Here is a 26,605-nt window from a genome sequence, read left to right as displayed (position 1 = left end):
GCTGGGCGCGGCCGCGCAGAACATCAAGAAGATCGCCCTGCTGGTGGCACGCCTGCGGGCGTGTCTATGCGCGTCTTACGGCGCTGGCACCCGGGTGCAGCGCCTCGCCAGCTCGATACTGGCCTTCATCGCACAAATTCTCGGACCCCACGACAAAGCTCGCCTCGCCTGAAAAACAAAACCCCACGCTCCGAAAAACGTGGGGTTGGTCAGCAGTCTGAAGCGGCTCAATGCCGCTTTTTTTTTCGAGCGGTGACAGCGGAAAAATGCACCATAAATTGAGATAGGCAGAGCAATTGTGAAAATCTGTCAGGACGGTTTTATCTCAATTTAATGTCGTTGACCGCGTCGCGTTTTGCATGGTTAATTCGCCGGGTGTGTTCTGAAAGAACAGAAGAGGTTTGATGGAATAACGGGAACAGGATGAAATTGTGGACAAGGAAGAGTGCGACCTTTGCCCTATCACCTATTCAATCTACTCCAAGTTTCCGGTAATGCCTTCCGCAATGGCGCTGAACGCCGAAACCGGCGAATGGTTTCCGTTCGACACGCTGAAGTCGTATCCAACCGGTTACCAGATGGCCGAGGCCCTCGGTTACGGATGGGCGTGCAATTGTCGCGGACGCTCCCCTGATACCGTGCGGGAAAAAGGCCCGTTATCGCTCCAGCGCGCAACGCCCCGATCAGTGCTTCCGCAGTCGTCTATCTGTCTCGAATGCATGATCCACGCTGCCGGGCAAGGCACGATGACCCTGGAGCGCTGATGATTCCCACCGCAGTCAATGAACAGGCTCGTTGGTACGGGGAACGACACTCCGGCGGCCACGTGCTGGCGCTAGTCGATGGTATCCAATACCAGCAGCATACCGGCCAGCAACTCACGCCCGAAAACGACAGGACGGTTTCGCTTCGCGGGCACGAACGACATGGCACTCGCGCACGCGGGGCCGTGGCTGGTTGATCCGAAGACGTCGCGTGACCATCTCGCCGACCTGCGCGAACTCGAACAGGCCCGCCCTGGCGTGATCTGGCTGATTACCTCGGAGAGCCTGGCGAGGCAAGCCGAGATATTGCGCCCGCACCTGAATACCCGCTTGCCAAATGGGCGTCGCGTCCTGTTGCGCTTCTGGGACCCCAGGGTACTGCATGCACTCAATGCGGTATGCCACGGCAGGAGCGAGCGCGAGCTTTTCAGGGCTGCCGACGCGTGGCACTACCTCAACGAAGGACAACGGTTCACCATCAACGACAATGGAATTGACTGAAGGACAATGGGCGCTTCTGAAAGCCTACGAAGACCGTAACTATGTGGACTTTATCCGCGGCCATATCGTGCGCGACTATCCCGCGCTCGCCAATGATCCGACCTTGCGAGATCGGCTTAATGCAGCCTTCGCGCAAACAAGGATGCTGCGCTTTACGCGTGAAGCGCTGATTGTCGATTTCCTGTATGTGGAGGCGACCACGCCGGGGTTTTACTGGATTCCGGCGGTCATGGCGTGGCTGCACAAACCGGGCGTTCCGGCAGAACAGCGATTCGAAATGCTGTTGCAAGGTACCCGCAAAAGACAACACGAAATGAAGGAGCAAGATTGATGGGTATTCCATTACCAGCCACGTTAGCTACAGCAATCAATGCCCTGGTGCAGACCGCCCCCATGCCTCTTCCTTTGCCTCGTCCCGGAACTACTTCGGGTCCGATGGATGGCGCGGGGGTGGGCATGGGTGCTGATAGCGGATTGGGTTCGCTACCGCGCGACCGCTCCCGCGAGCGTGAAAGAGCGTGCAAGTGCCCCCCGGAAAAAGGCGCTAAGGTGAAAAAGAACCATAGCATGAACCCCGAGCCGCGCCGCTACCAGGCCCGCATTACCGGATTCGAGTACGGGATAACCACGGACGGAAAAGGCCATGAGACCAATAAGGGCTGGAATATGGAGTGGGCATGGCAACCTAGCGGCGAACCTGAGCCAATGAATTTTGATGGATTCGTCAAGGCGCAGTGTCTATTGCAGGAGACAAAGGGAAACTACGACCAATTGCTTGAAAAGTTTTTTGACGAAAATGGCGATCCTAAGTACAACTTCGATGGATTTACCACAACAAAGAATCAGATATTCAAGCAAGGTAGAGTTGTCAGGCAAAACCCGCCTACAAGACTCATGTGGTATTTCCAAACACCCGAAGCGAGAGCGTATTTGATGGACACGCTTACGCGAGCTGGCGTCCCCTCCGTTTATCAGCCGTGAGGATCAAATGTACTTAAGTTCACAACATCGAGATAGTGTAAATCTGCCAAAGGCAGATTTTGAATTTCATCTTCGACGTCTGAGGCCTGTAATTGACCTTCTTTCCGCGAAGGACGCAAAGCTAGGTGGAGATTGGTTTTTAGGTGGAAGCAGCATCGCCGACGCTCAGCGATTTCCGGTTTTTAGCGGAGGCGCGGTCAGAAAAGATGCCATCGATGAATTGCGCAGGAAGAATGCGGACGACATCGACGAAGCCAAGTTCATTGGAATATGGAACGGTGACTCGCGAAAGGGCTGCGGAGGTTCTATAGAATTCTGCATTGACAGCACCGTATTTCCCAACTCCATTGAATTAACGGTCAATGAAATAGCCGCTAATACGTCTAGGCTAGGCGATTATAAATCGGCAGCAGATGTAATAATAAAGGTCGCCGAAATTTATACGCCGTCGAATCTAACATTCGGGCCGAGAAAATATCTAGGAAAGCAGGTGTTCGAAGATCGTCCAAGCGTAAGCTGGATGCTCTACCTGCCGCACGTCCTCACGTCAAGCCAAGTTCCCGAGGCACGCGCCCTGATCCCGGTCGTGCGCGATGGCAAGCAGCAAGGCACGATCATTGTCAGCGTGACGGATGAAGTGTTCGACGTGAACAACCGCGCGCACGTCAAGGCGGCGAACGATATCGAAATCCGCCTTGCGGACCAGGACCTGTTGCCGCGATTCATTGATCTTTGATCTTGTGCGTAGCGCGTGACGCCGACAGGCAAGGCGATCAGGTAAGACTGTGCTACCTCGTTGATGGCCCCCCTCGGCGGGGTGTTTCATTCGAGCGTCCGATGCAGACGTACTGCGCTGGAAGGAGCACCAGTCTGGCGAGACAACAGGCCTGCACGTTGCGGGCCAGCCGTTGCGGGAACCTGTGCCATCCGGGTTTCCGCAAAGCTCCCGCGAATTCCCACTGGCTCCCCACGGAGCCTGTTTAAACGGACACGGCAGGCGGGTGACCGGCTGGAATCCTTATCCCATAAGGGTTGCAAGGAATACGGGTTTTCCCGTATGATGCCCGTGGGGCAACGCTAATAGACCGACAAGAAATCAAGGAAAGGCCAACAAAGCCAGAACAACGAAAAAAACCGCCGCCCCCCAAGGGGCATCACCCCTCCCGCACATCAGTAGCGACAACATCAACCACATCCCGCGCGCCAGCGCCGTGCCCAGGCTGAGCCTCAACCCCACTCTCCAGCCGATGCAACCACGCGAGCAACTCCGCAACGGCCTGATAAAGCTGCGGCGGAATCCTCGCATCCAGATCGACCTGCATCAGCAGCGACACCATCTCTGGCGCCTCGTGCACATACAGCCCCGCCTCCTTCGCGCGCTGCACGATCATCTCGGCAATCAGCCCATACCCCTTGGCGACCACCCGAGGCGCGGGCTCGCCACCATGTGCGTCGTACCTGAGCGCAGCCGCGCCGCGGCGATGAGTGCGGCTCATCAGATGTCCCAATCGAAATCGTCGCGCGGCGCAACCCTCGTCCCCGACGACGCAGTCCCAGCCGCAGCCGCCGAACGCGCGTACGCCGATGCCGCTTGCGCGCCCGCCGCCGAGGCGCTCGCCGACGTATCCGGCGCGCCGCCGCCGATCTCCCGAATCGTCAATCCCTGTAGCTCGATCCCCGCCGCCGCGAGCCGCTGACGGAAATCCTCGCCCTGCATCGCGAGCCGGGTGGCGCCCCGCGGGCTCGCCTGCACGCGCGCGGTCAGCCGCATGCCGGTCAGCGTCAGTTCGGCGTCGACGGTGCCGAGCGTCGGCAGCGACAGCGTCAGTCGCGTGCGCCACGGCTGGTCGTCCTCGCTCGCGAGGCCGCCGCCGCTGCGGTCCCATTCGTCGCCGTCCTGCTCGATCGTCCAGTCCAGACGCGCGCCCGGCCACGCCTCGCCGGTCCAGCGAAACTGCCCCGTCGCGAGCAGATCGAGTTGCTGGCGCACGAGCGGCACGGTCGCCGGGTGCACCGCGGCCGCCATCGCCTGCGCGCTCTGCGACGAACCGGCCTCGGCCGCTTGCGGCGCCGCGCTGTGCGGCGTCGCGTGCGTGGGCTGGCCGTTCAGGTCGGACACCGAGCTGGCCAGCAGCTCTCCCGCGACGAGGCGCGCGGCCTGCGCGGTCAGGATCGACGGCATCGCGTGGGGGGCGGGGTTGTTCCCGGCAGCGTTCGGTGTGCCGCCCGCCTGGCCGGACGGCGCGGCGTTCGCCGAAGCGGACCTCGGGTTCGCTTCGCCATCGTCGGCGCTCCAGTCGGGAGGCAATTGAGCCTCAGCGACGAGCTGGTTCTGCGCCTCGTTCGCCAGCTCGGCCGGCGAGCGCTGGCCGACCAGCCACGCCGCGAGATGCGCCTCGTAGAACAGGCCGCTGTCGGCGACCGTCTTTTGCAGCGCGGTCGCGAGCGCCGCGACCGGCACTTCGGTCGCCGCCACGGTCGCGGTAGCGGTTGCGGTTGCGTTGGCTGTCGCGTTGGGATTGGTATTGGAAGCCGCGCCGGAATGGGCGGCAGCGGAATTGCCGATTGCGGCGCCCCCCGCATCAGCCGGCGGCAAGCCCTCGATGGCAACGTCGAGCGCGGGGGCGGCTGCCCAGATCGGCGCGCGGCCGAGCACGGCGGGCGTCGCCTCACCGCCCGAGTGCGCGATCGCATTCAGCGTAAGCGCAATCGCCGACAGCGCGGTTTGCGCGGACGGCTGCGGCGCGGGCGTCGCGTTCGCGGGCGCCGCTGCCGGGGCGGTGGCGATACCGGCCGCGCCAGTCTGCGCAGTGGTCGCGCTCCCCGGCGCGATGCTGAGCAGGCTGTCGATCCGGCTCGAAAGCACCGATGCGAGGGCCGAATCGATTCCGTTCATACCGGTTCCTTGGTCGCATCGGCGGCAACGCGCGCGATGCTCTGATTGCTCCGATCCTTCAGATGCGCGCGGCGCAAGCTCATCCGTGCGCTCCCGCTCAGCGGGCCCCGTACAGCTCCTTCAGCACGTGCGTCATCCGGCCGGCGAACAGCGCCGACAGATGGGCCATGCGCGGATTCGCGAGGTCGCGGATCGCGGCGTCGTCGGCGAGGATCTGACGGATCAGCGCGTACTTGCGCAGGCGCTCGGCTTCGTCGAGCTTGACGCCCACGTCCGCTTCGCGCAGCGCTTCGACCAGATGCCGGTACTCTTCCTGCAGGTCGACGAGGTCGTCCCACAGCGCACGGCGGGCCGCCATCAGCATGCGGCAGGACAGCGCGGCTATCGCCTCATAGCGGTCAAAATATTCTGCGTTCGATGTCATCTCAGGCTTTCCGCGGCTGGCTGAGCCGCCATCCGCGCGATCTCCGGGGCTATCCCGATCCATGCCTCTTCGAGCGTCGCGAGCAAGCCGTCCACTTCCACGAGCATCGCCTCGCTCTCGTTGATATTGGCCTCGAGCAGCCGACGCGTCATATAGCTGTACAACGCATTCAGCCGGCTCGCGACTTCACCGCCCGCCTCGAGGTTGAGCGACTGCTGCAGCCCGCTTTCGATGATCCGGATCGCCTTGCCGATCGACATGCCGCGTTCTGCCACATTGCCCTGCTGCAAATGCATGCGGCTCTGTGCGATCGCCTGCCGTGCGCCCTGGTACAGCAGCACGGTGAGACGATGCGGACTCGCGCCCATCACGGATGTCTCGATGCCGACGCGCGCATAAGCGTTGGCTCCAGCGTGACCCGGGGAAAACATCGGCGCTCCTCCTCTGATACGGACTGCGGTTAAGTCGTGGCGTGGCCGCGCGGCGCGTCGCCGCGCCGGTCGCTGACATGTAATCGGGTTATCGGATGCGCGACGACAAAGCTTTAGCCCGCTATCAGGAGGATCAAAGGCGCTGCTGGCCGCGCACAGGGGACGCGGCCCGAGGCCGCCGGCGCAAACCCGCGCAATCTGGTTCAGATCGACATCTGCGCGATTTCGTTGTACGCGGTGACCAGCTTGTTGCGCACCTGAAGGCCGAACTGGAAGCCGATATTGGCCTTCTGCATGTCGACCATCACGTCGTTCAGCGACACGTTCGACGCACCGAGCTCGAACGCCTTCGACTCGCTGATCGCCGTTTGCTGGTCGCTGCTGATCTTGTCGAGCGAGGCCTTCAGCGCCGCCGCGAAGTTGGTGGGCGTCGCCGCGCCGGACTGCTCGGCTGCCGGGTTCGCGCCGCCGGCCGCCTGCGCCGCCATCGCCTGCATCTGTTGCAGCGCCGACGATAGCGCGTTCACGGGCATGGTCATGTTTTCTCCGTTGGATATGCGATCGGGCCGCCGGAAGGCGCACCGATCTGGATGAAAGCATAGCAGCGGGCCCTCGCTGAAAGTCCCGAAACTAGGGGGGAAACCCTGCTCTATTCAAGCAATCGGGTTGAGCGCCGCTGCGCATAATTACAAGGGTGAAAGTCTCTGTCCGTGCGCCGCGCCCCGGCGCGCCAGCACGGCAGAACGCGAAGGCATCCCCCGGAGAAACCCGACGCATGGATTCGTCAGCCAACTCGTTGATCAACCCCGACGCCCGCATGGGGCTCGCCGGCGCGCAGCCCGCGGCCGGTCAGGCCGCAAGCGGCCAGGCCGGCGCGGCCGACCTTGGCGGCCTCGGCGGCCTGGGAGGTATCGGCGGCAATTTCGGTCAGCGTCTGTCCGGTCTCGCGCAGATGCGCGGCAACCCGCGCGCGCCGCTCGTGTTCGCGATCGCGGTGCTGGTGGCGGTCATCGCGGGCCTGTTCCTGTGGTCGCGCGCGCCCGACTACAAGGTGCTCTACAGCAATCTGTCCGATCGCGACGGCGGCTCGATCATCGCCGCGCTGCAGCAGGCCAATATTCCGTACAAACTGTCCGACAGCGGTAGCGCGATCCTCGTGCCGGCCGAGCAGGTCCACGAGATGCGTCTGCGCCTCGCGTCGCAAGGGCTGCCGAAGAGCGGCTCGGTCGGCTTCGAGCTGATGGACAACCAGAAATTCGGCATCAGCCAGTTCACCGAGCAGATCAACTATCAGCGCTCGCTCGAAGGCGAACTCGAACGCACGATCGAATCGGTCTCGAGCGTCAAATCCGCGCGCGTGCACCTTGCGATTCCGAAGCCGAGCGTGTTCGTGCGCGACAAGGAAGCGCCGTCGGCGGCGGTGCTCGTGAACCTGTACCCGGGCCGCGTGCTCGACGAAGGCCAGGTCGTCGCGATCACGCACATGGTGGCGTCGGCGGTGCCGGAAATGCCGGTGCGCGGCGTCACCATCCTCGACCAGGACGGCAATCTGCTCACGCAGCCGAGCAACGGCAGCGGGCTCGATGCCACCCAACTGAAGTTCCGCCAGCAGATCGAGCGCAACACGCAACAGCGCATCGACACGATCCTCGCGCCCCTCTTCGGTCCCGGCAACGCGCGCTCGCAGGTCAGCGCGGACATCGACTTCTCGCACAGCGAGCAGACCTCGGAGAAGTACGGTCCGAACGGCAATCCGCAGCAGGCCGCGATCCGCAGCCAGCAGCAGAGCAGCGCCACCGAGATGTCGCAGGGCGGCGCCTCGGGCGTGCCGGGCGCGCTGTCGAACCAGCCGCCGCAACCGGCCTCCGCGCCGATCGTGGCCGGCAACGGCGCGAGCTCGGTCAACACGACGCCGATCAGCGATCACAGGGATTCGACCACCAACTACGAGCTCGACAAGACCGTGCGCCACGTCGACCAGCCGATGGGCGGCATCCGCCGGCTGTCGGTCGCGGTGGTCGTCAACTATCTGCGCGTCGTCGACCCGAAGGGTCATGTGACGATGCAGCCCGTCAGCGCCGACAAGCTCGCGCAGATCACGCAGCTCGTGAAGGACGCGATGGGCTTCGACGCGTCGCGCGGTGACTCGGTCAACGTGGTCAACAGCGCGTTCACCACCGACCTCGATCCGAACGCCGACCTGCCGTGGTGGCGCACGCCGGACATGCTCGCGCTCTACAAGCAGATCGCGACGTACCTCGGCATCGGCGCGGTCGCCCTGTTCCTCTATTTCGTGATGGTGAAGCCGGCGCTGCGCCGCGCGTTCCCGCCGCCGCCCGAGCCGGTTCCCGCGCTCATGTCGCCCGACGAACCGGTGTTGCTCGACGGCATCCCGGCCGAGGAACGCGACGGCGCGATCGTCGAGATCGAAACGGACAGCGAGACGCTCGCGCTCGAGAACGCGAAGCACAAATATGAGCGGAACCTGGAATTCGCGCGCAACATCGCGCGTCAGGATCCGAAGATCGTAGCAACCGTCGTCAAGAACTGGGTGTCCGATGAGCGCTGAAGGCGTAGTGAAAAGTGCGCTGCTGCTGATGTCGATCGGCGAGGAAGAGGCGGCGCAGGTGTTCAAGTTCCTGGGCCCGCGTGAGGTTCAGAAGATCGGCGTCGCGATGGCCGCGCTGAAGAACGTCACCCGCGAGCAGGTGGACGACGTGCTGCAGGAGTTCGTGCGCGAGGCCGAGCTGCACACCGGCATGTCGCTCGATTCGAGCGAGTACATCCGCTCGGTGCTGACCAAGGCGCTCGGCGACGACAAGGCCGGCGCGATCATCGACCGGATCCTGCAAGGCAGCGACACGAGCGGCATCGAAGGCCTGAAGTGGATGGACTCCGCGGCCGTCGCCGAGCTGATCAAGAACGAGCATCCCCAGATCATCGCGACGATCCTCGTGCATCTGGACCGCGATCAGGCCTCGGAAATCGCCGCCTGTTTCACGGACCGCCTGCGCAACGACGTGCTGCTGCGGATCGCGACGCTCGATGGCATCCAGCCGGCCGCGCTGCGCGAGCTCGACGACGTGCTGACGGGCCTCCTCTCCGGCAGCGACAACCTCAAGCGCAGCCCGATGGGCGGCATCCGCACGGCGGCCGAGATCCTCAACTTCATGTCGAGCAATCACGAGGAAGGCGTGCTCGAAAACGTGCGCATGTACGACGCCGAACTCGCGCAGAAGATCGTCGACCAGATGTTCGTGTTCGAAAACCTGCTCGACCTCGAGGACCGCGCGATCCAGCTGCTGCTGAAGGAAGTCGAATCCGAGGCGCTGATCATCTCGCTGAAGGGCGCGCCGCCCGCGCTGCGTCAGAAGTTCCTGTCGAACATGTCGCAGCGCGCGGCCGAGTTGCTCGCCGAGGATCTCGACGCGCGCGGCCCGGTGCGCGTGTCCGAGGTCGAGACGCAGCAGCGCCGCATCCTGCAGATCGTGCGCAACCTGGCCGAGAGCGGGCAGATCGTGATCGGCGGCAAGGCGGAAGACGCGTATGTCTGATCCGAACGTCCCGGCGAAGGAAAGCCTCTCGGCCTACCAGCGCTGGGAGATGGCGTCGTTCGATCCGGTCCCGCCGGCGCCCCCGCCGGCCGAACCCGAATTCGATGAACGCGCGTTCGAAGCCGAACTCGAGCGGCGTCGCGATGCCGCGCATGCGCAGGGCGTCGCGTCCGGTCATGTGGCCGGCCAGGCGCTCGGCTATCAGGCGGGCTACGACCAGGGCCACGCGCAGGGGTTCGCGCAAGGCCAGGCCGAAGCGCGCGAAGAAGCGGCGCGGCTCGCCGCGCTCGCCGAAACCTTCAAGACCGCGCTCGACGGCGCGCAGCACGCGATCTCCGAAACGCTGATCGCGCTCGCGCTCGACATCGCGCAGCAGGTCGTACGCCAGCACGTGCAGCACGACCCGACCGCGCTGATCGCGGCCGCACGCGAGGTGCTGGCGGCCGAGCCCGCGCTCACGGGCGCGCCGGCGCTGATCGTGAGTCCCGCCGACCTGCCGGTCGTCGAGGCATATCTGCTCGAAGAATTGCAAGCGCGCGGCTGGACCGTGCGCACCGATGCGGCGGTGGAGCGTGGCGGCTGCCGCGCGCAGGCCGGCACCGGCGAGGTCGACGCGGGCATCGACACGCGCTGGCAGCGCGTGGCCGCCGCGCTCGGCAAAGTGAGCACGTGGTGAAGCCGACGCTCGAAGAGATCCGCGCAAGCGATCTGACGCCGCTCGAACGCGAGCTCGCGTTGGCATCGTTCGGTGCGCAGGCGCTGGCGGATCTCGAGCCGGTCAGTACCATCGAGTCAGCGGATGCGGCAGCGTCCGCTTCGGCGGAAACGCATCCCACCTTGGTCGCAGCGAAGGGCCCCGAGTCCGCGGCCATCGACCACGCTGCGCCCGCGCCGTCCTACGATCCCGCGCTCGACATCAACCCGCACGTGCAGGCATGGCGCGCCCGGCTCGACGCGCTGCGCGCGCGCAACGCGATCGCCAGGCCGCTGCGCGCGTGCGGACGTCTGACGCGCGCGGCCGGTCTCGTGCTCGAAGCGGTCGGGCTGCGCCTGTCGGTCGGCGCCGAAGTGATGATCGAGCTGCCGCCCGGCAGTTCGCTGCCGATGGCCGAAGCCGAAGTGGTCGGCTTCTCCGGCGACAAGCTGTTCCTGATGCCGACCACCGAAGTGATCGGCCTGTTGCCCGGCGCGCGCGTCTATCCGCTCGAAAGCGCGCCGGTCGCCGATCCGCTCGCGGGCGCGAAGCGTCTGCCGGTCGGCTGGGAATTGCTCGGCCGCGTGCTCGATGCATCGGGCCGCCCGCTCGATGGACTCGGTCCGCTCGGCACGCGAGCCGATGCGCCGCTGTCCGCGCCCGTCATCAATCCGCTCAATCGCGAGCCGATTCACAAGGTGCTCGACGTCGGCGTGCGCGCGATCAACGCGCTTCTGACCGTCGGCCGTGGTCAGCGCATGGGACTGTTCGCGGGTTCCGGCGTCGGTAAATCGGTGCTGCTCGGCACGATGGCGCGCTACACCAGCGCCGAGGTGATCGTGATCGGTCTGATCGGCGAGCGCGGCCGCGAAGTGAAGGAATTCATCGAACAGATTCTCGGCGAGGAAGGTTTGGCGCGCTCGGTCGTGATCGCGGCTCCTGCGGACGTTTCGCCGCTCCTGCGGATGCAGGCCGCCGCGTACTCGACCTCGCTCGCCGAATACTTCCGCGACCAGGGCAAGCACGTGCTGCTGCTGATGGACTCGCTGACCCGTTATGCGATGGCGCAGCGCGAGATCGCGCTCGCGATCGGCGAGCCGCCCGCGACCAAGGGCTATCCGCCGTCGGTGTTCGCGAAGCTGCCGGCGCTCGTCGAGCGCACCGGCAACGGACCGGCGGGTGGCGGCTCGATCACCGCGTTCTACACGGTGCTCACCGAAGGCGACGACCAGCAGGACCCGATCGCCGACTCGGCGCGCGCGATTCTCGATGGCCACATCGTGCTGTCGCGCTCGCTCGCCGAAGCCGGCCACTACCCGGCGATCGATATCGAAGCGTCGATTAGCCGGGCAATGACCGCGTTGATCGACGATAACCACCTGAATAAAACGCGTATGTTCAAGCAGATGCTGTCGCGCTATCAGCGCAACCGCGATCTGATCAACGTCGGCGCGTATTCGAGCGGGCGCGATGCGGTACTCGATCGCGCGATCGCGCTGTATCCGCGCATGGAAGCGTTCCTGCAGCAAGGCTTTCGCGAGTGCGCGAACTTCCAGCCGAGCGTCGACATGCTGAACGCGCTGTTTGCCTAAGGTCAGGAGTCGTACGATGTCGAAACACTTTCCGATCCAGACACTGATCGGTCTCGCGCAGGACGACGTGGACGCCGCCGCGCAACGGCTCGGGCGCGCGCAGCGCGAGCGCAACGACGTACAGGCGCAACTCGATTCGCTCGTGCAGTACCGCGACGAATACTACGCGCGCTTCACCGAGAGCGCGCAGTCGGGCATGCCGGCCGGCAACATGCGCAATTTCCAGGCATTCATCGACACGCTCGACGCCGCGATCGAGCAGCAGCGCAATCTGCTCGCGGCGGCCACCGCGCGCGTCGAGACCGCGAAGCCCGACTGGCAGCGCGAGAAGCAGAAACTCGGCTCCTACGAAGTGCTGCAGGCTCGCGGCGAGGCAGCCGAGGCCAAGACCGCCGCGCGGCGCGAGCAACGCGACGCCGATGAATTCGCGGCGCGGGCTCTGCGTATGCGCACCGACGGCGCGTGAGGCGTCGCCTGAAACCTGACGGCCCACCCGTTTGACAGATTGACAGGACTCTTTATGTCGCTCCTTTCGCAGATCGGCTCACAACTCAGCTCCCTGCTCGGCACGAGCGGCAATGCGTCGAGCAGCGCGGCCGCCAGCGCCGCGCTCGACGCGAGCCCGTTCGCGCAGACCTTGCAGCAGAGCATCGACCAGCAGAACAGCGCGAATCAACAGCAGGCGAGTTCGTCGAACGCGTCGCAACCCTCGGCGCCGGGCGTGTCCAATGCGCCGCCGGCGTCCGCGCCCGCTCCCTCGCAGCAGCGCGCGAGCAGCAGCCAGAACGGCGGCGGCCCGAAGGACAGCAGCGCGGCGTCCGCGTCGAGCGCGTCGTCCACGAGCTCGTCGGCGCAAACGCAGCAGGCTTCGAACAGCCAGTCGACCAGCGCGCAAGCGAAGCAGCACGACACGAAGGCGCAGACGGACGCGGGCGCGCTCGCGGCCGCGGCGGCTGCCGTCCAGGCTCAGGCGCAAGTGCAGGCCCAGGCCAGCGTCAACAACACCGACGCGAACGCGACCGGCACCACCGATACCGCACACGCCGCCGCCGATGCGGTGAGCGCGCTGGCCGGCACGAGCGCGACCGTGGCCGCGACGGCACTCGCCGGCACGGTGGTCAGCAGGCAAGGCGCGGTCGATCCGAAGTCGCTGCAGGATGCGTTGCACAGTGCGCTGTCCGCGCTGGCGAGCGGCCAGGGCGTGGTACCCGCGCAGGCGCTGGCAACCGGCGCGGCCGCGAAAGCCGCGAGCGTGTCGAGCGCGATGGGCGGCCTGGGGAATACGAAAAGCGGTCTGAACGGCCCATCGGACGGCAAGACGGCCGCAGGCGGCCTGTTCGGCGACAGCAAGGGCGCCTCGACCACTCACCCCACGCCGACGACGGCGACGGCCGCCGCGGCCGCGCTGGCCGATCCATCGGCAGCGAAGTCGGCCGCCGATATAGCGAGCGCCGCGGCCGCGACGAGCGGCCAGGCGGACAACCTCGCGTCGGCGCGCAGCTCGGCCGATGCGGCGAACGCCGCGCTGGCCGCGACGCAGGCGGCAGCCAACGCCGCGAGCACGACGACGGCGGCGCAGAGCACCGGCAACGCGAGCGCGGCCGCCGCCGCGAATGCGCTGACGCCGCAGGTCGGCACGAGCGACTGGGAAGACGCGCTCAGTCAGAAGGTGGTGTTTTTGTCGAATGCGCATTCGCAGAGTGCCGAGCTGACGCTCAATCCGAAGGACCTGGGGCCGTTGCAGGTCGTGTTGCAGGTGGCTGATAACCATGCGCATGCGCTGTTTGTTTCGCAGCACCAGTCGGTGCGGGAGGCGGTTGAGGCGGCGTTGCCGAAGCTTCGTGAGGCGATGGAGTCCAACGGGATTGGGCTGGGGAGTGCGAGTGTGAGTGATGGGTTTGCGCGGCAGAGTGGGCAGCAACAGAATGCTGGCGCGGGTGGTTCTCGGGGTAAGGGAGGTGGGAGTGGTGGCGCCGTTGCCGGGGATGGCTCGGTGGACGCCGGGGATAGCGTTGCTGGTGTTGCCGTGCGGCGGCAGGTGGGGTTGGTCGATACGTTTGCCTGAAAGTTAGGGCTTGTTTTGTCGGTGTTTTTTGTGGTGTTGGCCTTTCCTTGATTTCTTGTCGGTCTATTGGCGTTGCCCCTGTGCGGGGCGGCACCTACTTTCTTTGCTGCTGCAAAGAAAGTAGGCAAAGAAGACAGCTCAAACCGCAAGCTCATAAGCGGGCACCTCGGTCTGCATGTGGTAGTGGTGCATCTGGAATCCGTGTTCCCGCACATTCGGCGTTTGTGACAAGGCCATCATTCTTCCGGCGGCGCTGCGCGCGCCGAAGCCCCGTTCCAAAACCGCCGGTTTTCCTGGCAGACCCGTCCGCGACGCACGCAGTGCGGAGTGGGAGCGGATGACGGCTTTGTCACCAGGGCGGAATGTGCGCGGGCACAGATTCCAGATGCACCACTGCCCCTTCCGAGCCAGGGGACCCACTTAAGAATTAGCGGTTTGAGCTGTCTTCTTTGCCTACTTTCTTTGCAGCAGCAAAGAAAGTAGGTGCCGCCCCGCACAGGGGCAACGCTTATCGACCGACAAGAAATCAAGGAAAGGCCAACACCGCCAGAACACAGAAAAAGAAATCAAGAAAAGCCCACCACCGCCAGCCCCCCACCCAGAAAAAAATTACAAAAAACAAGCAAAAACCTGAGATAGCCAGAAATAGCCCTTCTTTTCGACCCATAGCGCCGCAGGCAAATCAACAACAATCACCCTAACCCATACTAGGCTGGCCGAAAGGCCAACAAAACCACACCCCATGGCAACCACGACCGCCCCGCAACAAGCCGCGCCCGCCTCGCCGGGCCCCATGAAGCGCATCATCCTGATCGCCCTCATTGCGCTCATCGCCGCGGGCGCTGCCGGGGCCGGCGTGTGGTTCTACATGTCGAAACGCGCTCCCGTCGCCGCGTCGGCCCAAGCCGCGCCTGCGCTGCCCGCCGTGCCGCTCTTCTTCCCGCTCGAATCGATGACCGTCAACCTGCAAGCGGACGACGGCCAACAGCACTTCCTGCGCATCGGCCTCACGCTGAAGCTCGGCGACGCCGTCGCCCAGCAGGTGCTCGCCGATCACATGCCGGAAGTGCGCAGCCGCATCCTGCTCGCGCTGTCGAACAAGCATCCGGAAGAACTCGCGCCGCTCGAAGGCAAGCGCGCGCTCGCCGAAGAGCTCAAGACGCTGATCAGCGAACCGGCCGACAAGGGCTCTGCGCCGATCCGCGTGCAGGACGTGCTGTTCACCGAGTTCGTCGTGCAGTGACGTGATCTTGTCCAGCGCTGCCATCATCAATCGCCAAGGGACGCACGAGGAATAAGCAATGAGCCACGAAGAGTTCATGTCCCAGGAGGAGGTCGATGCCCTTCTGAAGGGCGTCACCGGCGAATCCGACACGGAATCCGATCAGAGCGACCGTTCGGGCGTCCGCCCGTACAACATCGCGACGCAGGAACGCATCGTCCGTGGCCGGATGCCGGGCCTCGAAATCATCAACGACCGCTTCGCGCGCCTATTGCGCGTCGGCATTTTCAACTTCATGCGGCGCTCGGCGGAAATCTCCGTCGGCCCCGTGAAGGTTCAGAAGTACAGCGAATTCACGCGCAATCTGCCGATCCCGACCAACCTGAACCTCGTTCACGTGAAGCCGCTGCGCGGCACCTCGCTGTTCGTGTTCGACCCGAACCTCGTGTTCTTCGTGGTCGACAATCTGTTCGGCGGCGACGGCCGTTTCCATACGCGCGTCGAAGGACGCGATTTCACGCAGACCGAGCAGCGCATCATCACGAAGCTGCTCAATCTGACGTTCGAGCATTACACCGCGTCGTGGAAAAGCGTGCGCCCGCTGCAGTTCGAATACGTGCGCTCGGAAATGCACACGCAGTTCGCCAACGTCGCGACGCCGAACGAAATCGTCATCGTCACGCAGTTCTCGATCGAGTTCGGCTCGACGGGCGGCACCCTGCACATCTGCATGCCGTACTCGATGATCGAACCGATCCGCGACATCCTCTCGTCGCCGATTCAGGGCGAGGCGGTGGATGTCGACCGCCGCTGGGTACGCGTGCTGTCGCAGCAGGTGCAGGCTGCCGAAGTGCAGCTCACCGCCGACCTCGCGCAGGTGCCTATCACGTTCGAACAGATCCTGAACATGCGCAAAGGCGATGTTCTGCCGATCAACATCCCCGAGCACATCACCGCGAAAGTCGACGGCGTGCCGGTGATGGAATGCGGCTACGGAATTTTCAATGGTCAGTACGCGTTGCGGGTCCAGAAGATGATCAGCGCAGCCGACACGATGAAGGAAGGTGGATATGAGTGACCTGAACGCAAAGCCCGAGAGCGATCTCGCGGCAGCCGAGCAACTCGCCGCTAGCGCACAGTCCGCCGCGGAAGACGACGCAGCGATGGACGACTGGGCCAGCGCGCTCGCCGAGCAGAACGGCAACGACGAGATCAACCCGGCCGCGGGCGCCGTGTTCCAGCCGCTGTCAAAGGTCGAGCCGACCTCGACCCACAACGACATCGAGATGATCCTGGACATCCCCGTCCAGATGACGGTCGAACTCGGCCGCACCAAGATCGCAATCCGCAATCTGCTGCAGCTCGCGCAGGGTTCGGTGGTGGAACTGGACGGCATGGCCGGCGAGCCGATGGACGTGCTCGTCAACGGCTGTCTGATCGCGCAGGGCGAAGTGGTCGTCGTGAACGACAAGTTCGGTATCCGGCTGACCGACATCATTACGCCGTCCGAACGCATCCGGAAACTGAATCGATGAAACGCCTGGCTGGCCGCGGCGCATCGCTCGCGGTGAGCGCGACGTGGTTCGCATCCGCCGTCGCGCAGGCCGCCGACATCAACGCGGTCAACAACGCCGCGAAGATCGCCTCGGGTGCCGGCGCGGGCAGCGCGGTGCCGGCGCTCGGTGTCGGCGCGGTGCTGCAAACCTTCGTCGGGCTCGCGGTCGTCCTCGCGCTCGTGTTCGGCTGCGCGTGGCTCGCGCGCCGCTTCGGCCTGCAACCGGGCCAGCGCGGCGGGCTCGTCAAGACGGTCGGCGGCGCTTCGCTCGGCGGCAAGGAGCGCGTCGCCGTCGTCGAGATCGGCGATACGTGGCTCGTGCTTGGAACCGCGCCCGGCAACGTGCGGCTGCTGCATACGATGCCCGCGGGTTCCGCCGCCGCGGATACGGTTGGCGCTTCGCCCGCACCGCTTTCCGGCACCTTTGGTCAACGCTTTCGCGACGCTCTGAAGGGCGAAGTGGGCAAACGTTTCAGCGCGCACGGCGGCAGGGATCGGTAATGCAGGTCAGTTTCAGGCAGTCAGGATCGTTCTTCACGCTGCTGCGCCGTGTGGCGCGTGTGCTTGCCGCGGTGCTCCCACTCGCGCTGCCGACCCTGTCGTTCGCGCAGGCCGCCGGCCTGCCGGCCTTCACGACGAGCCCCGGCCCGAACGGCGGCACGACCTACTCGCTGAGCGTGCAGACGATGCTGCTGCTCACGATGCTGTCGTTCCTGCCCGCGATGGTGCTGATGATGACCAGCTTCACGCGTATCGTGATCGTGTTGTCGCTGCTGCGTCAGGCGCTCGGCACGACCACGACGCCGCCGAACCAGGTGCTGGTCGGTCTCGCGCTGTTTCTTTCGCTGTTCGTGATGTCGCCGGTGCTCGACAAGGCCTATAACGAAGGCTATAAGCCGTTCTCCGAAGGCACGATGCCGATGGACCAGGCGGTGGCGCGCGGCGTCGCTCCGTTCAAGACCTTCATGCTGCGTCAGACCCGCGAGAGCGACCTTGCCCTGTTCGCGCGCATTTCGCACGCGGCGCCGATGCAGGGCCCCGAAGACGTGCCGCTGTCGCTGCTGGTGCCGTCGTTCGTGACGAGCGAGCTGAAAACTGGCTTTACGATCGGCTTCACGATCTTCATTCCGTTCCTGATCATCGACATGGTGGTCGCGAGCGTGCTGATGTCGATGGGGATGATGATGGTCTCGCCGGCGACGATCTCGCTGCCGTTCAAGCTGATGCTTTTCGTGCTCGTCGACGGCTGGCAATTGCTGCTCGGCTCGCTCGCGCAGAGCTTTGTCTGAGCCGCGTTGATCTGGTGACTTTTCCAATTTTCAGGCACTCGCGATGACACCCGAATCAGTCATGACGCTGGCCCACCAGGCCATGTACGTCGGCCTCGTGCTGGCCGCCCCGCTGCTGCTCGTCGCGCTCGTCGTCGGTCTGCTCGTGAGCCTGTTTCAGGCCGCCACGCAGATCAACGAGAGCACGCTGTCGTTCATCCCGAAGCTGCTCGCGATCGCGCTCACGCTGGTGATCGCCGGACCGTGGATGCTGACCACGATGCTCGACTATCTGCGCCACACGCTCACCAACATTCCGACGCTCGTCAACTGAGCGCCGCGGGCACGCGAACGCGCTCGCGCTTTCCCCTCTCACGCCATGTTCACGGTCACCTACGCGCAACTGAACGTCTGGCTGACCGCATTCCTGTGGCCGTTCGCGCGCATCGCCGCGCTGGTTGCGACCGCGCCGGTGTTCGGCAACGCCTCGCTGCCCTCGCGCGTGAAAATCGGCCTTGCCGCGTTCACGACGATCATCGTCGCGCCGACGATCGGCGCGCTGCCGCAGGTCACGGTGTTTTCCGCGGACGGCGTGTGGATTCTCGTCAACCAGTTCCTGGTCGGCATCGCGCTCGGCGTGACGATGCAGGTCGTGTTCCAGGCGATCGACGCGACCGGCTACTTCATCGGCCTCGGCATGGGTCTGGGCTTCGCGACCTTCTTCGACCAGCAGGCGACCGGCTCGGGCGTCGTGATCTCGCGCTATATGACGACGATCGCGACGCTGGTGTTTCTCGCCATCGACGGTCATCTGCAGATGGTCGCCGCGCTCGTGACGACGTTCCAGTCAGTGCCGGTGTCGGCGAACCTGCTTGCGCCGCACGGCTGGCAGACGCTCGCGAACTGGGGCGGCTCGATCTTTTCGGCGGGGCTGCTGCTCGCCCTGCCGGTCGTCGTCGCGCTCTTGATCGCGAACCTCGCGCTCGGCATTCTCAACCGCGCGGCGCCGCAGATCGGCGTGTTCCAGATCGGCTTTCCGCTGACGATGCTGGTCGGGCTGCTGCTCGTGCAACTGATGCTGCCGAACATGATTCCATTCTTCGTGCGGCTGTTCGATAGCGGCATCGATCAAATGGGGCGGGTCGCGGCGGCACTGAGGTAACGCCGCGAAAATCCCTGAGCGCAGACACAAAAAAAACCGGCTCGCGCCGGTTTTTTTTGCACCGCCGAAGCGCGATCAGTTGCTGAGGTACTTGAACAGCGACATGTTCTGGATCTGCACGAACGCTTGCTGCGACGCCTGCAAGGCCGTCTGCTGCATCGTGTACTTGCTGATCGTCTTGACCAGGTCGGTCGAGATCAGGTCCGAGAGATTGCTTGCGGTTTGCGTCGAGTTGGTCTGCGTGACCGTTTGCAGCGCTTCGACTTCCTGCTCGCGGCCGCCCACCGACGCCTGCACCGCCATGATGTTGTTCAGGGAGTTGGAAAGCTGCGACAGGCCCGTGTTCATCGCGTTCTGCAACGTCGCCGCGGCCGTATCGTTGCCGCTCACCGGCTGCTGGAGCGCGGTAATCATCGCGTTCAGGTTGGCGAATACGTTGGTGCCCGCCTTGTTGGCCGGCTGCACGGTGAATGTGTCGTTGGCGGCCGGCGTGCCGGAGATTTCGACGGTCTGGCCGGCGATCGTGATGTTCGAACCCGCCGTGTAGGTCTGCGCAGCGCCCGCGACGCCGGTCGTCGTGTCAGTGACGGTGTAGGTCAGCGCCGCGCCGCTGCCGCTGAACTTGATCTGGTACGAGTCCGCATTCGCGGTGTTGGTCGGATCGTTGACCGTCACGGGGCCGATCACGCCGGTACCGGTGTTGCTCGAGCTGGCCGAGGCGATCGGCTGCGCGTTGGTCGCGCCGACGCTCATGAATACCGATAGCCCATTGTCGCCGATCGCGACCGAATTGCTATCGGTGACCTGTACGGTGCGCGTGCCGGTGTCGCCCGAATAGACGACGTTGCCGGCCGCATCGGTCGTAAAGGCCTTGGACGAATTCTGGAAGCCGGAGAACAGCGCGTTGCCCGAACCGTCGGTCGCGTTCGCGTAGGTCAGAAGCTGGTCGCGCAGGCTCGTCAGTTGGGCGGCGATTGCCGAGCGGTCGGTGTCGTTCAGCGTGCCGGTGCCGGCGCGCAGGCCCAGCGTGTTCGCGCTCTGCAAGGTCGTGATGACAGTCGTGAGCGTCGAGTCCTCGGCCTGCAACGACGCAAGCGCCGTGCCCTGGTTCGTCGTGTACTGCGACAGCGCGGCCGCCGTCGAGCTGAGCTGCACGGCCTGCGCGGCGCCGAGCGGATTGTCGGCGGGCGTGGTCAGGCTTTGCCCGCTCGAGATTTCCTGGTAGATCTGCGACAACTGAGCCTGCTGATCGCTCATCGTCGCGACGTTCATGCTGAAGTACTGCGAGGTCGAAATTCGCATGGTTCAACGCCTTACTGGAAGATGCCAAGCAGAGTCTGGAACATGGTCTCTGCGGCCTGAATGACCTTGCTGTTGGCTTGATAAAGCTGCTGGTATTGAAGCAGGTTGGCCGCTTCCTCGTTGGTATTGACGCCTGACACCGACTGCTGCGCCGACGTGATCTGCGTGACGAGCGTGCTTTGTGCGGTCGCCGACGTCTGGATCCGCGTGGTCTGGTTGCCGATGTCGTTGACGTAGGTCGCGTACGCGCCCGCCAGCGTCGCGGTGCCGCCCGAAAGCACCGTCGCCGAGGTCAGGCCCGACAGCAGTTGGGCGTTGCGGCCGTCGTTGCTCGCGCCGGTGTTCGGTCCGATCGTGAACGAGTCGCCGCTGGCGGGCGTGCCGCTCACCGTGACCGTCACGTTGTTCATCACGCCCGCGCTCGCCGAGTTGGTCGGGTTGGTGATCGTCAGCGTCGCGCCCGAGCTCGCCGAGTACGGCACCGCGGTCGTCGCCGAGCTGATCGTGTACGAGGTGGACGGCGAGCCGGCGACCGTCACCACCGAGCCGACCGGGAAGCCGGTGAGGCCGGTGCCCGCGGTGTAGGTAATCGTCGACGTGCTGGTCGGGGCGCTGTAGCCGGCCGATACCGTGCCTTGCGTGACCGTCATGCTGCCGGTGTTCGACGTCGACGCCGACGCGAGCACCGGCGCCGCCGCCGCGATCGCCGAGGGCGACGTGGTGGTCAGCGCGAAGTTGTCGAGCGCATCGCTGGTCGGTTTGATCGAGAACGAATCGCCGGCGTTCATCGTGCCGCTCGCGACCGAGAACTGCAGGCCGCCGATCGGGTTGTTCAGGTTCGTCGCCGAACCGACGATGCTGCCGGTCTGGTTGTCGGTCAGCGTGTAGGTGCTGCCGTTGTACGACAGCGTGTAGTTGCCCGTGGTCGGCTGCGACGCATTGGCGAACGACGTGGAGAGCGTCGCGTTGCCGGTGTTCTTCGGGTTCGCGTACACGGTCGGCGAGCCGACCGTGAACAGCGCGCCGCCCGCCGTGCCGTTCAACGTGAGGCCGAGTTCGTTCTGCGCGTTGACCTGCGCGGCGAAGCTCGTCGCGATCGCGCCGAGTTGCGCCTCGGCGGGATCGAGCGTTTGCGAGCGGAATTGCAGCAGGCCGCCCAGCGTGCCGCCGGACACGTTCGTGTCGGACAGCGTCTGCGGGGCCGGTGTCGGCTTCGCGCCGGCCTGGCCGAGATACTGCACCGACAACTCGCTCGGATCGCTCGCCGAAGTCGCCGTGCCGAGGTTGAAGCTGTTGCCGGCCAGCACGAGCGGCTGTCCGTTCGACATGAACAGGCTGTAGCTGCCGTTGTCCTGCACGACCGACACGCCGATCAGCTGCGACAGGTTCGATACCGCCTGGTCGCGCGCATCGAGCAACTGGTTAGGCGGCTGGCCCTGGCTGCTCGCCTGCGTGATCTGTGTGTTGAGCGACGCAATCTGCGCGGTGTAGGTGTTGATCTGCGTCACCGTCGAGCTCAGCTGCGTGTTGACGCTCGATCGCAGCTGGTCGTACTGCTGGCCTGCCTGGTTGATCTGGTTCGCGAGCGTCTGCGCATCGCTGATCGCCGTCTGCCGCGCCGATACGCTCGACGCACTGTTGGCGACGTTCTGCAGGCCGGTAAAGTAACTGCTGATCGCGCTCGAAATGCCCGAAGTCGGGCTGCCGACGAGGTTGTTCAGCTGCGAGATCATCGTGTTGTACGTGCTGAGCGCGCTGCTCGACGACTGCGCGTTGTTCAGCTCGGTCGTCAGGTACTGGCTGTACTGGCGCACCACGGTGTCGGTCGAGACACCCATCGGCAGGTAACCGGACCCGGTATAGGTGCCGCTCGACTCCGAATACACCGGAGCTTCGAGCGTATAACCGGGAGTCGACACGTTGCTGATGTTCTCACCAGTCACCGTCAAACCCCATTGCGCGGCGTTCAGTCCGCTAAGGCCGATACTAAAGAGATTGCTGGACATGCGTCATCCTGAAGGGCGGCATCGCAGGCGTGCCGCCGCGTTACTGGAACATCCCCTTTAACGGCCCGCCGCGCAAATAATTGAGGGCCATTCCGCTTCGTTTGGGCTCGCCGCGGTGTTGCCGCGAAGCAGTCTCGAACACCGGTGCAACGTTTGCTCCCACGCGCCAGACGTGCGCGCGCGGCCGGGCGTCGCGCGCACGGCCGCCGGGCGTTGTTGTGCCGCTCAGCGCGCGAGCGAGCGGCGCTTCATTTCGAGCTGAGTAATCAGCCGCTGCAGCGTGTTTTCCGTGTTGCCCGGCAGTGACAGGAAGCGGAAACCGAGCTGATAGCGCTGCGTGCCGTTCGGCAGCGCGAGCGAGCGATGCGACACGAGCTGCAGATCGAGCGACAAACGGCCGAGCGCGCCGAGCGCGAGCTCGCAGTCCAGCAGACGCGCGCCCATCGGCAGCTCGGCGACGCGCGCGTCGCTCGTGCGCATGCCGACGCCGCCGAGCGACAGGTCGTGCACCTCGAAGCGGAACGTGTCGCCTTCCGGCAGGCGGCCGGTACACATGAACGGTTCGAGAATCGGCGCGGCGACGCGGAAGTACTCGCGGCGCTGCACGTAGAACAGCACTTCCGGAAAGTCCGCCTCGAATGCCGGCAGTCCCTCGAAGCGCGTTTCTCGCGGCGTCGCGGTCGAGAACTCGACGCGCACGCCGTCGGGCGACGCGTGGAACTGGCAGCGCGGTGCGCTGAGCAGTTCCTTGTTCTGCTCGGAGAGCGCACCCCAATCGAAGGTGAAGGTGCGCTTGCGCACGTCGACGTCGAGCAGGCGCGTGACCAGCTGCCCGCCCGCATATTCGACGGTGAGAAAGTCGCCCCGGTTGACGAGATTGCGCAGCTGCACGCCGATTTCCAGCGGATTGCGGCGGCCAAAATCCGGCACGTTATCGTCTTGCGGGACGTGCGGCTGACCGATCGCGTCGGTGAGGCCGTTCGACTGATTCATATTCATGGGCTTGCCGGTAAGCAGTTTCTTGCGGGCGCATGCCAAGGCCTCGCCGTTGACATTGACGGTCTTCCTGAGAAGCGGCGACACACGCGTTCAACCGGACGAAACAGCGCTATTCCGGTATCGGACTAACTGATTAGCGGCAGCATCCAGCCAAAATTTAGGGGCTTGCGTTAAATCTTCGCTGGAAATTTCACGCAAACGTTAAACCCGGACCTGCCCATGCTCCGTGATGTTGCTGGCCCGGTATCCGGCGCGGCTTTTAATGTCGCCCGATCGCGAGCATTTCCTCGTCAGCCCATTTTCTGCATGATCGACAACAGTTTTTTCGCGTAATGCGGGTCGGTCGCATAACCCGCGCGCTGCATGCCGTTCGCAAAGCCGTTCACGTCGCGCGACGAATGGATCACCTGCGCGTAACGCGGATTGCTCTTCAACATGCTCGCGTAATCGGTCATCGCTTCCTCGTACGAGTCGTACGCGCGAAATTTCTCGACCGTGCGATGCGGCCTGCCGTTGACGTATTCGGTCGTGACCGTCGACACGGTCTTGCCGGTCCAGTCGTTGCCCGCCTTGATGCCGAACACGTTGTGGCTCGTCGAGCCGTCGGCCTTTTTGATCTCGCTTTTGCCCCACCCGGATTCGAGCGCGGCCTGGCCGATGATGAAGCGTGCCGGAATGCCGGTCGCCGCACTGGCGGCCTGCGCCGGCGCGGCGAGCTTGTCGACGAACGCGTCGACCTTCGGCGAGCTGCCGTCGCCGCGCAATGGCGGCGTGAGTGCGCTGTTGGCCGAGTAGGCCCGGCCGAGCGCGAGCTGGCCATTCGCCTGAGCGTTGCCGAAAGCGTGTGCGAGCGCGTTGAGCGCCGCGGTTTGCCCCTCGTCGCCGCCGCTGCCGCCGCCGAGCGCGTTGGCCATGCCGGCGAGACCACCCGCCGCGCCGTTCGCGCCGCCCACCTGCATGCCCTGGTTGCGCATCAGCTGCTTGAGCATCGCGTCGGCGACGCCGATGCCCTTCTTCGATAGCTGCTGCGCCATCTGCTGATCCATCATCGACGTGAAGGTCGCCGTGTCGTGTGAATCGAACGGGCCGTCCTGCGGCGTCGCATCGCGCATGCTCTTGAGCATCATCTGCGTGAACACGGCGTCGAACTGCTGCGCGGCCATCTTCATGCCCGCTTGCGGCGACGCTTTGGCCTGCGCGCTCAGTGCGCCGAAACCCTGCACGTCGAGCGCGAAGCGGCTGGTCAGATCGTTGGCGGAATTGACGTTATTGGTCGGATCCGAATTCATCCTGATGCCCCTTAGATGATTTCCAGTTCGGCGCGCAACGCGCCGGCTGCCTTCATGGCCTGCAGAATCGACATCAGATCCGCGGGCGTCGCGCCTAGCGCATTGAGTCCCTTCACTACTTCCGCGAGGTTCGCACCGGCGTTCACCATTTTCAGCGAGCCGTTGTCCTGCTTCATCTGGATCTGCGACTGCTGCGCGACGAGGGTGCGGCCGTTCGAGAACGCGCCCGGCTGGCTCACCACCGGCTGCGTATTGATCACGACCGACAGATTGCCGTGCGCGACCGCGCAGTTCTGCAGCGTGACCATCTGGTTCATGACGATCGAGCCGGTGCGCGCGTTCAGGATCACCTTCGCGGGCGCCTGCGCGGGCCGCACCTCGATGTTTTGCAACTGCGCCATGAACGCGACCTGCTGCTGCGGATCGGCCGGCGCGCGCAACTGGATCGTGCGGCCGTCGAGCGCGGTCGCGGTGCCGCTGCCGAACGCGTTGTCGATCGCGGCGACGACGCGCTGGGTGGTGTCGTAGTCCATGTCGTTCAGGTCGAGCTGCATCGTGCCCGCCTGCGACACCGCGGTCGGCACCGAGCGCTCGACGATCGCGCCGCTGGTGATGCGGCCGGCCGCCAGCTGGTTGACCTGCACCTTGCTGCCGTTGGCGCTCGCGCCCGCGCCGCCCACCGCCACGTTGCCCTGGCCGAGCGCATACACCTGGCCGTCGGCGCCCTTCAGCGGCGTGAGCAGCAGCGTGCCGCCGCGCAGGCTTTTCGCATTGCCGAGCGACGACACCGTGATGTCGATCGCTTCGCCGGGCCGCGCGAACGGCGGCAGCACCGCCGTCACCATCACCGCGGCGACGTTCTTCAGCTGGATGTTCGACAGCGACGACTGCGAATTGCTAGAGCCCGCCGCCTGGTTGTTGATCGAGATGCCGAGATTCGCGAGCATGTTCGCGAGCGTCTGCGTCGTGAACGGCGTCTGCGTGGTCTGGTCACCGGTGCCGTCGAGGCCGACGACGAGGCCGTAGCCGATCAGCGGGTTGTCGCGCACGCCCTGAATCTGCACGAGGTCCTTCAGGCGCTCGGCGTGCGCGGGCGTCGCGGCCGCCAGCGCCGCGCAGGCGAGTGCGGCGAACGTCAGTGCGCGGCCCGCGCGCGACAGCGTGTTGAAGATAGTCCCCATGATCACCACGGCGCCACGTTGAGGAAGAACCGCTGTAGCCAGCCCATGGTCTCCGCTTCGTTGATGTACCCCTTCGCGGAGTATTCGATTTTCGCGTCGGCGACCTGGGTTGAGTACACGGCGTTGAGGCTCGAAATGGTGTTGGGATTCACGACGCCGGAAAAGCGTACGAATTCGTTGCCCTGATTGATCAGCATCTGCTTCTCGCCGCTCACGATCAGGTTGCCGTTCGCCTGCACGCCGGTCACGGTCACGGTGATCGTGCCGTTGAACGTATTCGACGCGTTCGCGCCGCCCGTGCCGGCAAAGCCGTTGGCGCCGGCCGCGTTGAGGTTGGCCTTGCCGAACAGTCCGCCGAGAAAGCCCGCGGTCGGCACGCTGAAGTTCGTGTTGCCGTTGCGGCTCGCATTCGCGCCCGAATTCTTCGTCGCGTTGATGTTCTCGGCAATCACGATGGTGATGATGTCGCCCACGTTGCGCGGCCGCTGGTCTTCGAAGAGCGGCCGGCCCGCGTAGCCCGGGTTGTAGATCGAGCCCGGTGCCTGAGCCTGCGGCGGAATCGGCGGCAGCGCGGTCATCGGCTGCTGCGTGATCGGTTCCTTCGGCACGAGCGCACAGCCGCCGAGCGCCGCGACGAGCGCGAGCTGCACGAGAGCCTCGGCCGTGCGCGAATGAACCGGAGTACGAGTGGAGTGCGACATCATCGTTTACCGCCTTAA

General features: G+C 64.8%; 28 protein-coding genes and 1 pseudogene. 18 read left to right on the top strand and 11 right to left on the bottom strand.

What is annotated here, in order from left to right; translation table 11 throughout:
• Positions 1 to 428 precede the first annotated feature (428 nt).
• The 5 genes and pseudogenes from LJ655_RS10115 to LJ655_RS10095 all read left to right on the top strand — a co-directional run.
• Positions 429 to 629 (top strand): annotated as a pseudogene (locus LJ655_RS10115) (hypothetical protein); the annotation flags it as partial.
• A gap of 213 nt (positions 630 to 842) precedes the next feature.
• The gene (locus LJ655_RS10110; RefSeq protein ID WP_268991376.1) at positions 843 to 1,265 is read left to right on the top strand and encodes a DUF4123 domain-containing protein; all 423 of its coding nucleotides are present in this window, start codon (positions 843 to 845) and stop codon (positions 1,263 to 1,265) included.
• Positions 1,252 to 1,596: a hypothetical protein gene (locus tag LJ655_RS10105; protein WP_230561091.1), complete on the top strand. Its 345-nt coding sequence runs from the start codon at positions 1,252 to 1,254 to the stop codon at positions 1,594 to 1,596. Before LJ655_RS10110 ends, LJ655_RS10105 begins: the two co-directional genes overlap by 14 nt.
• Positions 1,596 to 2,246: a Tox-REase-5 domain-containing protein gene (locus LJ655_RS10100; RefSeq protein WP_230561090.1), complete on the top strand. Its 651-nt coding sequence runs from the start codon at positions 1,596 to 1,598 to the stop codon at positions 2,244 to 2,246. The genes LJ655_RS10105 and LJ655_RS10100 overlap by 1 nt, the downstream gene beginning before the upstream one ends.
• A 7-nt stretch (positions 2,247 to 2,253) precedes the next feature.
• Positions 2,254 to 2,982 (top strand): immunity 52 family protein, encoded by a 729-nt coding sequence (locus LJ655_RS10095; protein ID WP_230561089.1) that lies wholly within the window; start codon positions 2,254 to 2,256, stop codon positions 2,980 to 2,982.
• A gap of 418 nt (positions 2,983 to 3,400) precedes the next feature.
• On the opposite strand, the gene LJ655_RS10090 is transcribed toward LJ655_RS10095, so the two are convergent.
• The 5 genes from LJ655_RS10090 to fliE all read right to left on the bottom strand — a co-directional run bounded on the left by LJ655_RS10090 (position 3,401) and on the right by fliE (position 6,536).
• Positions 3,401 to 3,742, bottom strand: coding sequence for an EscU/YscU/HrcU family type III secretion system export apparatus switch protein (locus LJ655_RS10090; protein ID WP_230561088.1), 342 nt, complete (start codon positions 3,740 to 3,742; stop codon positions 3,401 to 3,403).
• Positions 3,742 to 5,142 carry a flagellar hook-length control protein FliK gene (gene fliK, locus LJ655_RS10085; protein ID WP_230561087.1) on the bottom strand — a complete coding sequence of 467 codons (1,401 nt, stop codon included), beginning with the start codon at positions 5,140 to 5,142 and terminating at the stop codon, positions 3,742 to 3,744. The genes LJ655_RS10090 and fliK overlap by 1 nt, the downstream gene beginning before the upstream one ends.
• 97 nt (positions 5,143 to 5,239) lie before the next feature.
• Positions 5,240 to 5,566 (bottom strand): flagellar protein FliT, encoded by a 327-nt coding sequence (locus LJ655_RS10080; protein ID WP_230561086.1) that lies wholly within the window; start codon positions 5,564 to 5,566, stop codon positions 5,240 to 5,242.
• Positions 5,563 to 5,997, bottom strand: a complete 435-nt coding sequence (fliS, locus tag LJ655_RS10075) for a flagellar export chaperone FliS (RefSeq protein ID WP_230561085.1) — start codon at positions 5,995 to 5,997, stop codon at positions 5,563 to 5,565. Before fliS ends, LJ655_RS10080 begins: the two co-directional genes overlap by 4 nt.
• Before the next feature lie 203 nt (positions 5,998 to 6,200).
• Positions 6,201 to 6,536, bottom strand: coding sequence for a flagellar hook-basal body complex protein FliE (gene fliE / locus LJ655_RS10070; protein WP_230561084.1), 336 nt, complete (start codon positions 6,534 to 6,536; stop codon positions 6,201 to 6,203).
• Positions 6,537 to 6,772: 236 nt separating this feature from the next.
• Between fliE and fliF the strand changes: the two genes are divergently transcribed.
• From fliF to fliR, 13 genes are all read left to right on the top strand, one after another.
• Complete coding sequence (fliF, locus tag LJ655_RS10065; protein ID WP_230561083.1) at positions 6,773 to 8,566, top strand: flagellar basal-body MS-ring/collar protein FliF; 1,794 nt, start codon at positions 6,773 to 6,775, stop codon at positions 8,564 to 8,566.
• On the top strand, positions 8,556 to 9,551 hold the full coding sequence (gene fliG / locus LJ655_RS10060) for a flagellar motor switch protein FliG (RefSeq protein ID WP_230561082.1): 996 nt from the start codon (positions 8,556 to 8,558) through the stop codon (positions 9,549 to 9,551). Before fliF ends, fliG begins: the two co-directional genes overlap by 11 nt.
• Positions 9,544 to 10,227 carry a flagellar assembly protein FliH gene (fliH, locus tag LJ655_RS10055; RefSeq protein WP_230561081.1) on the top strand — a complete coding sequence of 228 codons (684 nt, stop codon included), beginning with the start codon at positions 9,544 to 9,546 and terminating at the stop codon, positions 10,225 to 10,227. The genes fliG and fliH overlap by 8 nt, the downstream gene beginning before the upstream one ends.
• Complete coding sequence (fliI, locus tag LJ655_RS10050; protein WP_230561080.1) at positions 10,221 to 11,837, top strand: flagellar protein export ATPase FliI; 1,617 nt, start codon at positions 10,221 to 10,223, stop codon at positions 11,835 to 11,837. Before fliH ends, fliI begins: the two co-directional genes overlap by 7 nt.
• A 16-nt stretch (positions 11,838 to 11,853) precedes the next feature.
• A complete protein-coding gene (gene fliJ / locus LJ655_RS10045) occupies positions 11,854 to 12,303 on the top strand; it encodes a flagellar export protein FliJ (protein WP_230561079.1) in 450 nt (149 codons plus the stop codon).
• A gap of 54 nt (positions 12,304 to 12,357) precedes the next feature.
• Positions 12,358 to 13,902: a flagellar hook-length control protein FliK gene (locus tag LJ655_RS10040; RefSeq protein WP_230561078.1), complete on the top strand. Its 1,545-nt coding sequence runs from the start codon at positions 12,358 to 12,360 to the stop codon at positions 13,900 to 13,902.
• A 742-nt stretch (positions 13,903 to 14,644) separates the two neighbouring features.
• Entirely contained in the window at positions 14,645 to 15,145 is a 501-nt protein-coding gene (gene fliL, locus LJ655_RS10035) for a flagellar basal body-associated protein FliL (protein ID WP_230561077.1), read from the top strand.
• Between the two features lie 58 nt (positions 15,146 to 15,203).
• Positions 15,204 to 16,202 (top strand): flagellar motor switch protein FliM, encoded by a 999-nt coding sequence (gene fliM / locus LJ655_RS10030; protein WP_230561076.1) that lies wholly within the window; start codon positions 15,204 to 15,206, stop codon positions 16,200 to 16,202.
• Positions 16,195 to 16,659, top strand: coding sequence for a flagellar motor switch protein FliN (gene fliN / locus LJ655_RS10025; protein WP_230561075.1), 465 nt, complete (start codon positions 16,195 to 16,197; stop codon positions 16,657 to 16,659). The genes fliM and fliN overlap by 8 nt, the downstream gene beginning before the upstream one ends.
• Entirely contained in the window at positions 16,656 to 17,180 is a 525-nt protein-coding gene (fliO, locus tag LJ655_RS10020) for a flagellar biosynthetic protein FliO (protein ID WP_230561074.1), read from the top strand. Before fliN ends, fliO begins: the two co-directional genes overlap by 4 nt.
• Positions 17,180 to 17,968 (top strand): flagellar type III secretion system pore protein FliP, encoded by a 789-nt coding sequence (fliP, locus tag LJ655_RS10015; protein ID WP_230561073.1) that lies wholly within the window; start codon positions 17,180 to 17,182, stop codon positions 17,966 to 17,968. Before fliO ends, fliP begins: the two co-directional genes overlap by 1 nt.
• Before the next feature lie 43 nt (positions 17,969 to 18,011).
• Positions 18,012 to 18,281, top strand: a complete 270-nt coding sequence (gene fliQ / locus LJ655_RS10010) for a flagellar biosynthesis protein FliQ (protein WP_230561072.1) — start codon at positions 18,012 to 18,014, stop codon at positions 18,279 to 18,281.
• A gap of 45 nt (positions 18,282 to 18,326) precedes the next feature.
• A complete protein-coding gene (fliR, locus tag LJ655_RS10005; RefSeq protein WP_230561071.1) occupies positions 18,327 to 19,109 on the top strand; it encodes a flagellar biosynthetic protein FliR in 783 nt (260 codons plus the stop codon).
• A 75-nt stretch (positions 19,110 to 19,184) separates the two neighbouring features.
• Here the strand turns inward: fliR and flgL are convergent, their stop codons facing one another.
• The 6 genes from flgL to flgH form a co-directional block, all read right to left on the bottom strand.
• Positions 19,185 to 20,411, bottom strand: coding sequence for a flagellar hook-associated protein FlgL (gene flgL / locus LJ655_RS10000; RefSeq protein WP_230561070.1), 1,227 nt, complete (start codon positions 20,409 to 20,411; stop codon positions 19,185 to 19,187).
• An 11-nt stretch (positions 20,412 to 20,422) separates the two neighbouring features.
• On the bottom strand, positions 20,423 to 22,417 hold the full coding sequence (gene flgK, locus LJ655_RS09995) for a flagellar hook-associated protein FlgK (protein WP_230561069.1): 1,995 nt from the start codon (positions 22,415 to 22,417) through the stop codon (positions 20,423 to 20,425).
• Positions 22,418 to 22,642: 225 nt separating this feature from the next.
• Entirely contained in the window at positions 22,643 to 23,416 is a 774-nt protein-coding gene (locus tag LJ655_RS09990) for a flagellar brake protein (RefSeq protein WP_230561068.1), read from the bottom strand.
• A gap of 290 nt (positions 23,417 to 23,706) precedes the next feature.
• Positions 23,707 to 24,705, bottom strand: coding sequence for a flagellar assembly peptidoglycan hydrolase FlgJ (gene flgJ / locus LJ655_RS09985; protein ID WP_230561067.1), 999 nt, complete (start codon positions 24,703 to 24,705; stop codon positions 23,707 to 23,709).
• An 11-nt stretch (positions 24,706 to 24,716) separates the two neighbouring features.
• Positions 24,717 to 25,886, bottom strand: coding sequence for a flagellar basal body P-ring protein FlgI (locus LJ655_RS09980; RefSeq protein ID WP_230561066.1), 1,170 nt, complete (start codon positions 25,884 to 25,886; stop codon positions 24,717 to 24,719).
• A 2-nt stretch (positions 25,887 to 25,888) separates the two neighbouring features.
• The gene (flgH, locus tag LJ655_RS09975; protein ID WP_230561107.1) at positions 25,889 to 26,587 is read right to left on the bottom strand and encodes a flagellar basal body L-ring protein FlgH; all 699 of its coding nucleotides are present in this window, start codon (positions 26,585 to 26,587) and stop codon (positions 25,889 to 25,891) included.
• Between the last annotated feature and the right edge of the window lie 18 nt (positions 26,588 to 26,605).

This window comes from Paraburkholderia translucens (assembly GCF_020881035.1).
Lineage (GTDB): Bacteria > Pseudomonadota > Gammaproteobacteria > Burkholderiales > Burkholderiaceae > Paraburkholderia > Paraburkholderia translucens.
The sequence above is the reverse complement of the archived record's forward strand: the minus strand, read 5'-3'. Positions and strand labels throughout refer to the sequence as shown.

Bases quoted from the DNA above. Each gene is read 5' to 3' on its own strand.
- LJ655_RS10110 (WP_268991376.1), top strand. From the start codon at position 843: ATGGTATCCAATACCAGCAGCATACCGGCCAGCAACTCACGCCCGAAA.
- LJ655_RS10105 (WP_230561091.1), top strand. From the start codon at position 1,252: ATGGAATTGACTGAAGGACAATGGGCGCTTCTGAAAGCCTACGAAGAC.
- LJ655_RS10100 (WP_230561090.1), top strand. From the start codon at position 1,596: ATGGGTATTCCATTACCAGCCACGTTAGCTACAGCAATCAATGCCCTG.
- LJ655_RS10095 (WP_230561089.1), top strand. From the start codon at position 2,254: ATGTACTTAAGTTCACAACATCGAGATAGTGTAAATCTGCCAAAGGCA.
- LJ655_RS10090 (WP_230561088.1), bottom strand. From the start codon at position 3,742: ATGAGCCGCACTCATCGCCGCGGCGCGGCTGCGCTCAGGTACGACGCA.
- fliK (WP_230561087.1), bottom strand. From the start codon at position 5,142: ATGAACGGAATCGATTCGGCCCTCGCATCGGTGCTTTCGAGCCGGATC.
- LJ655_RS10080 (WP_230561086.1), bottom strand. From the start codon at position 5,566: ATGACATCGAACGCAGAATATTTTGACCGCTATGAGGCGATAGCCGCG.
- fliS (WP_230561085.1), bottom strand. From the start codon at position 5,997: ATGTTTTCCCCGGGTCACGCTGGAGCCAACGCTTATGCGCGCGTCGGC.
- fliE (WP_230561084.1), bottom strand. From the start codon at position 6,536: ATGACCATGCCCGTGAACGCGCTATCGTCGGCGCTGCAACAGATGCAG.
- fliF (WP_230561083.1), top strand. From the start codon at position 6,773: ATGGATTCGTCAGCCAACTCGTTGATCAACCCCGACGCCCGCATGGGG.
- fliG (WP_230561082.1), top strand. From the start codon at position 8,556: ATGAGCGCTGAAGGCGTAGTGAAAAGTGCGCTGCTGCTGATGTCGATC.
- fliH (WP_230561081.1), top strand. From the start codon at position 9,544: ATGTCTGATCCGAACGTCCCGGCGAAGGAAAGCCTCTCGGCCTACCAG.
- fliJ (WP_230561079.1), top strand. From the start codon at position 11,854: ATGTCGAAACACTTTCCGATCCAGACACTGATCGGTCTCGCGCAGGAC.
- LJ655_RS10040 (WP_230561078.1), top strand. From the start codon at position 12,358: ATGTCGCTCCTTTCGCAGATCGGCTCACAACTCAGCTCCCTGCTCGGC.
- fliL (WP_230561077.1), top strand. From the start codon at position 14,645: ATGGCAACCACGACCGCCCCGCAACAAGCCGCGCCCGCCTCGCCGGGC.
- fliM (WP_230561076.1), top strand. From the start codon at position 15,204: ATGAGCCACGAAGAGTTCATGTCCCAGGAGGAGGTCGATGCCCTTCTG.
- fliN (WP_230561075.1), top strand. From the start codon at position 16,195: ATGAGTGACCTGAACGCAAAGCCCGAGAGCGATCTCGCGGCAGCCGAG.
- fliO (WP_230561074.1), top strand. From the start codon at position 16,656: ATGAAACGCCTGGCTGGCCGCGGCGCATCGCTCGCGGTGAGCGCGACG.
- fliP (WP_230561073.1), top strand. From the start codon at position 17,180: ATGCAGGTCAGTTTCAGGCAGTCAGGATCGTTCTTCACGCTGCTGCGC.
- fliQ (WP_230561072.1), top strand. From the start codon at position 18,012: ATGACACCCGAATCAGTCATGACGCTGGCCCACCAGGCCATGTACGTC.
- fliR (WP_230561071.1), top strand. From the start codon at position 18,327: ATGTTCACGGTCACCTACGCGCAACTGAACGTCTGGCTGACCGCATTC.
- flgL (WP_230561070.1), bottom strand. From the start codon at position 20,411: ATGCGAATTTCGACCTCGCAGTACTTCAGCATGAACGTCGCGACGATG.
- flgK (WP_230561069.1), bottom strand. From the start codon at position 22,417: ATGTCCAGCAATCTCTTTAGTATCGGCCTTAGCGGACTGAACGCCGCG.
- LJ655_RS09990 (WP_230561068.1), bottom strand. From the start codon at position 23,416: ATGAATATGAATCAGTCGAACGGCCTCACCGACGCGATCGGTCAGCCG.
- flgJ (WP_230561067.1), bottom strand. From the start codon at position 24,705: ATGAATTCGGATCCGACCAATAACGTCAATTCCGCCAACGATCTGACC.
- LJ655_RS09980 (WP_230561066.1), bottom strand. From the start codon at position 25,886: ATGGGGACTATCTTCAACACGCTGTCGCGCGCGGGCCGCGCACTGACG.
- flgH (WP_230561107.1), bottom strand. From the start codon at position 26,587: ATGTCGCACTCCACTCGTACTCCGGTTCATTCGCGCACGGCCGAGGCT.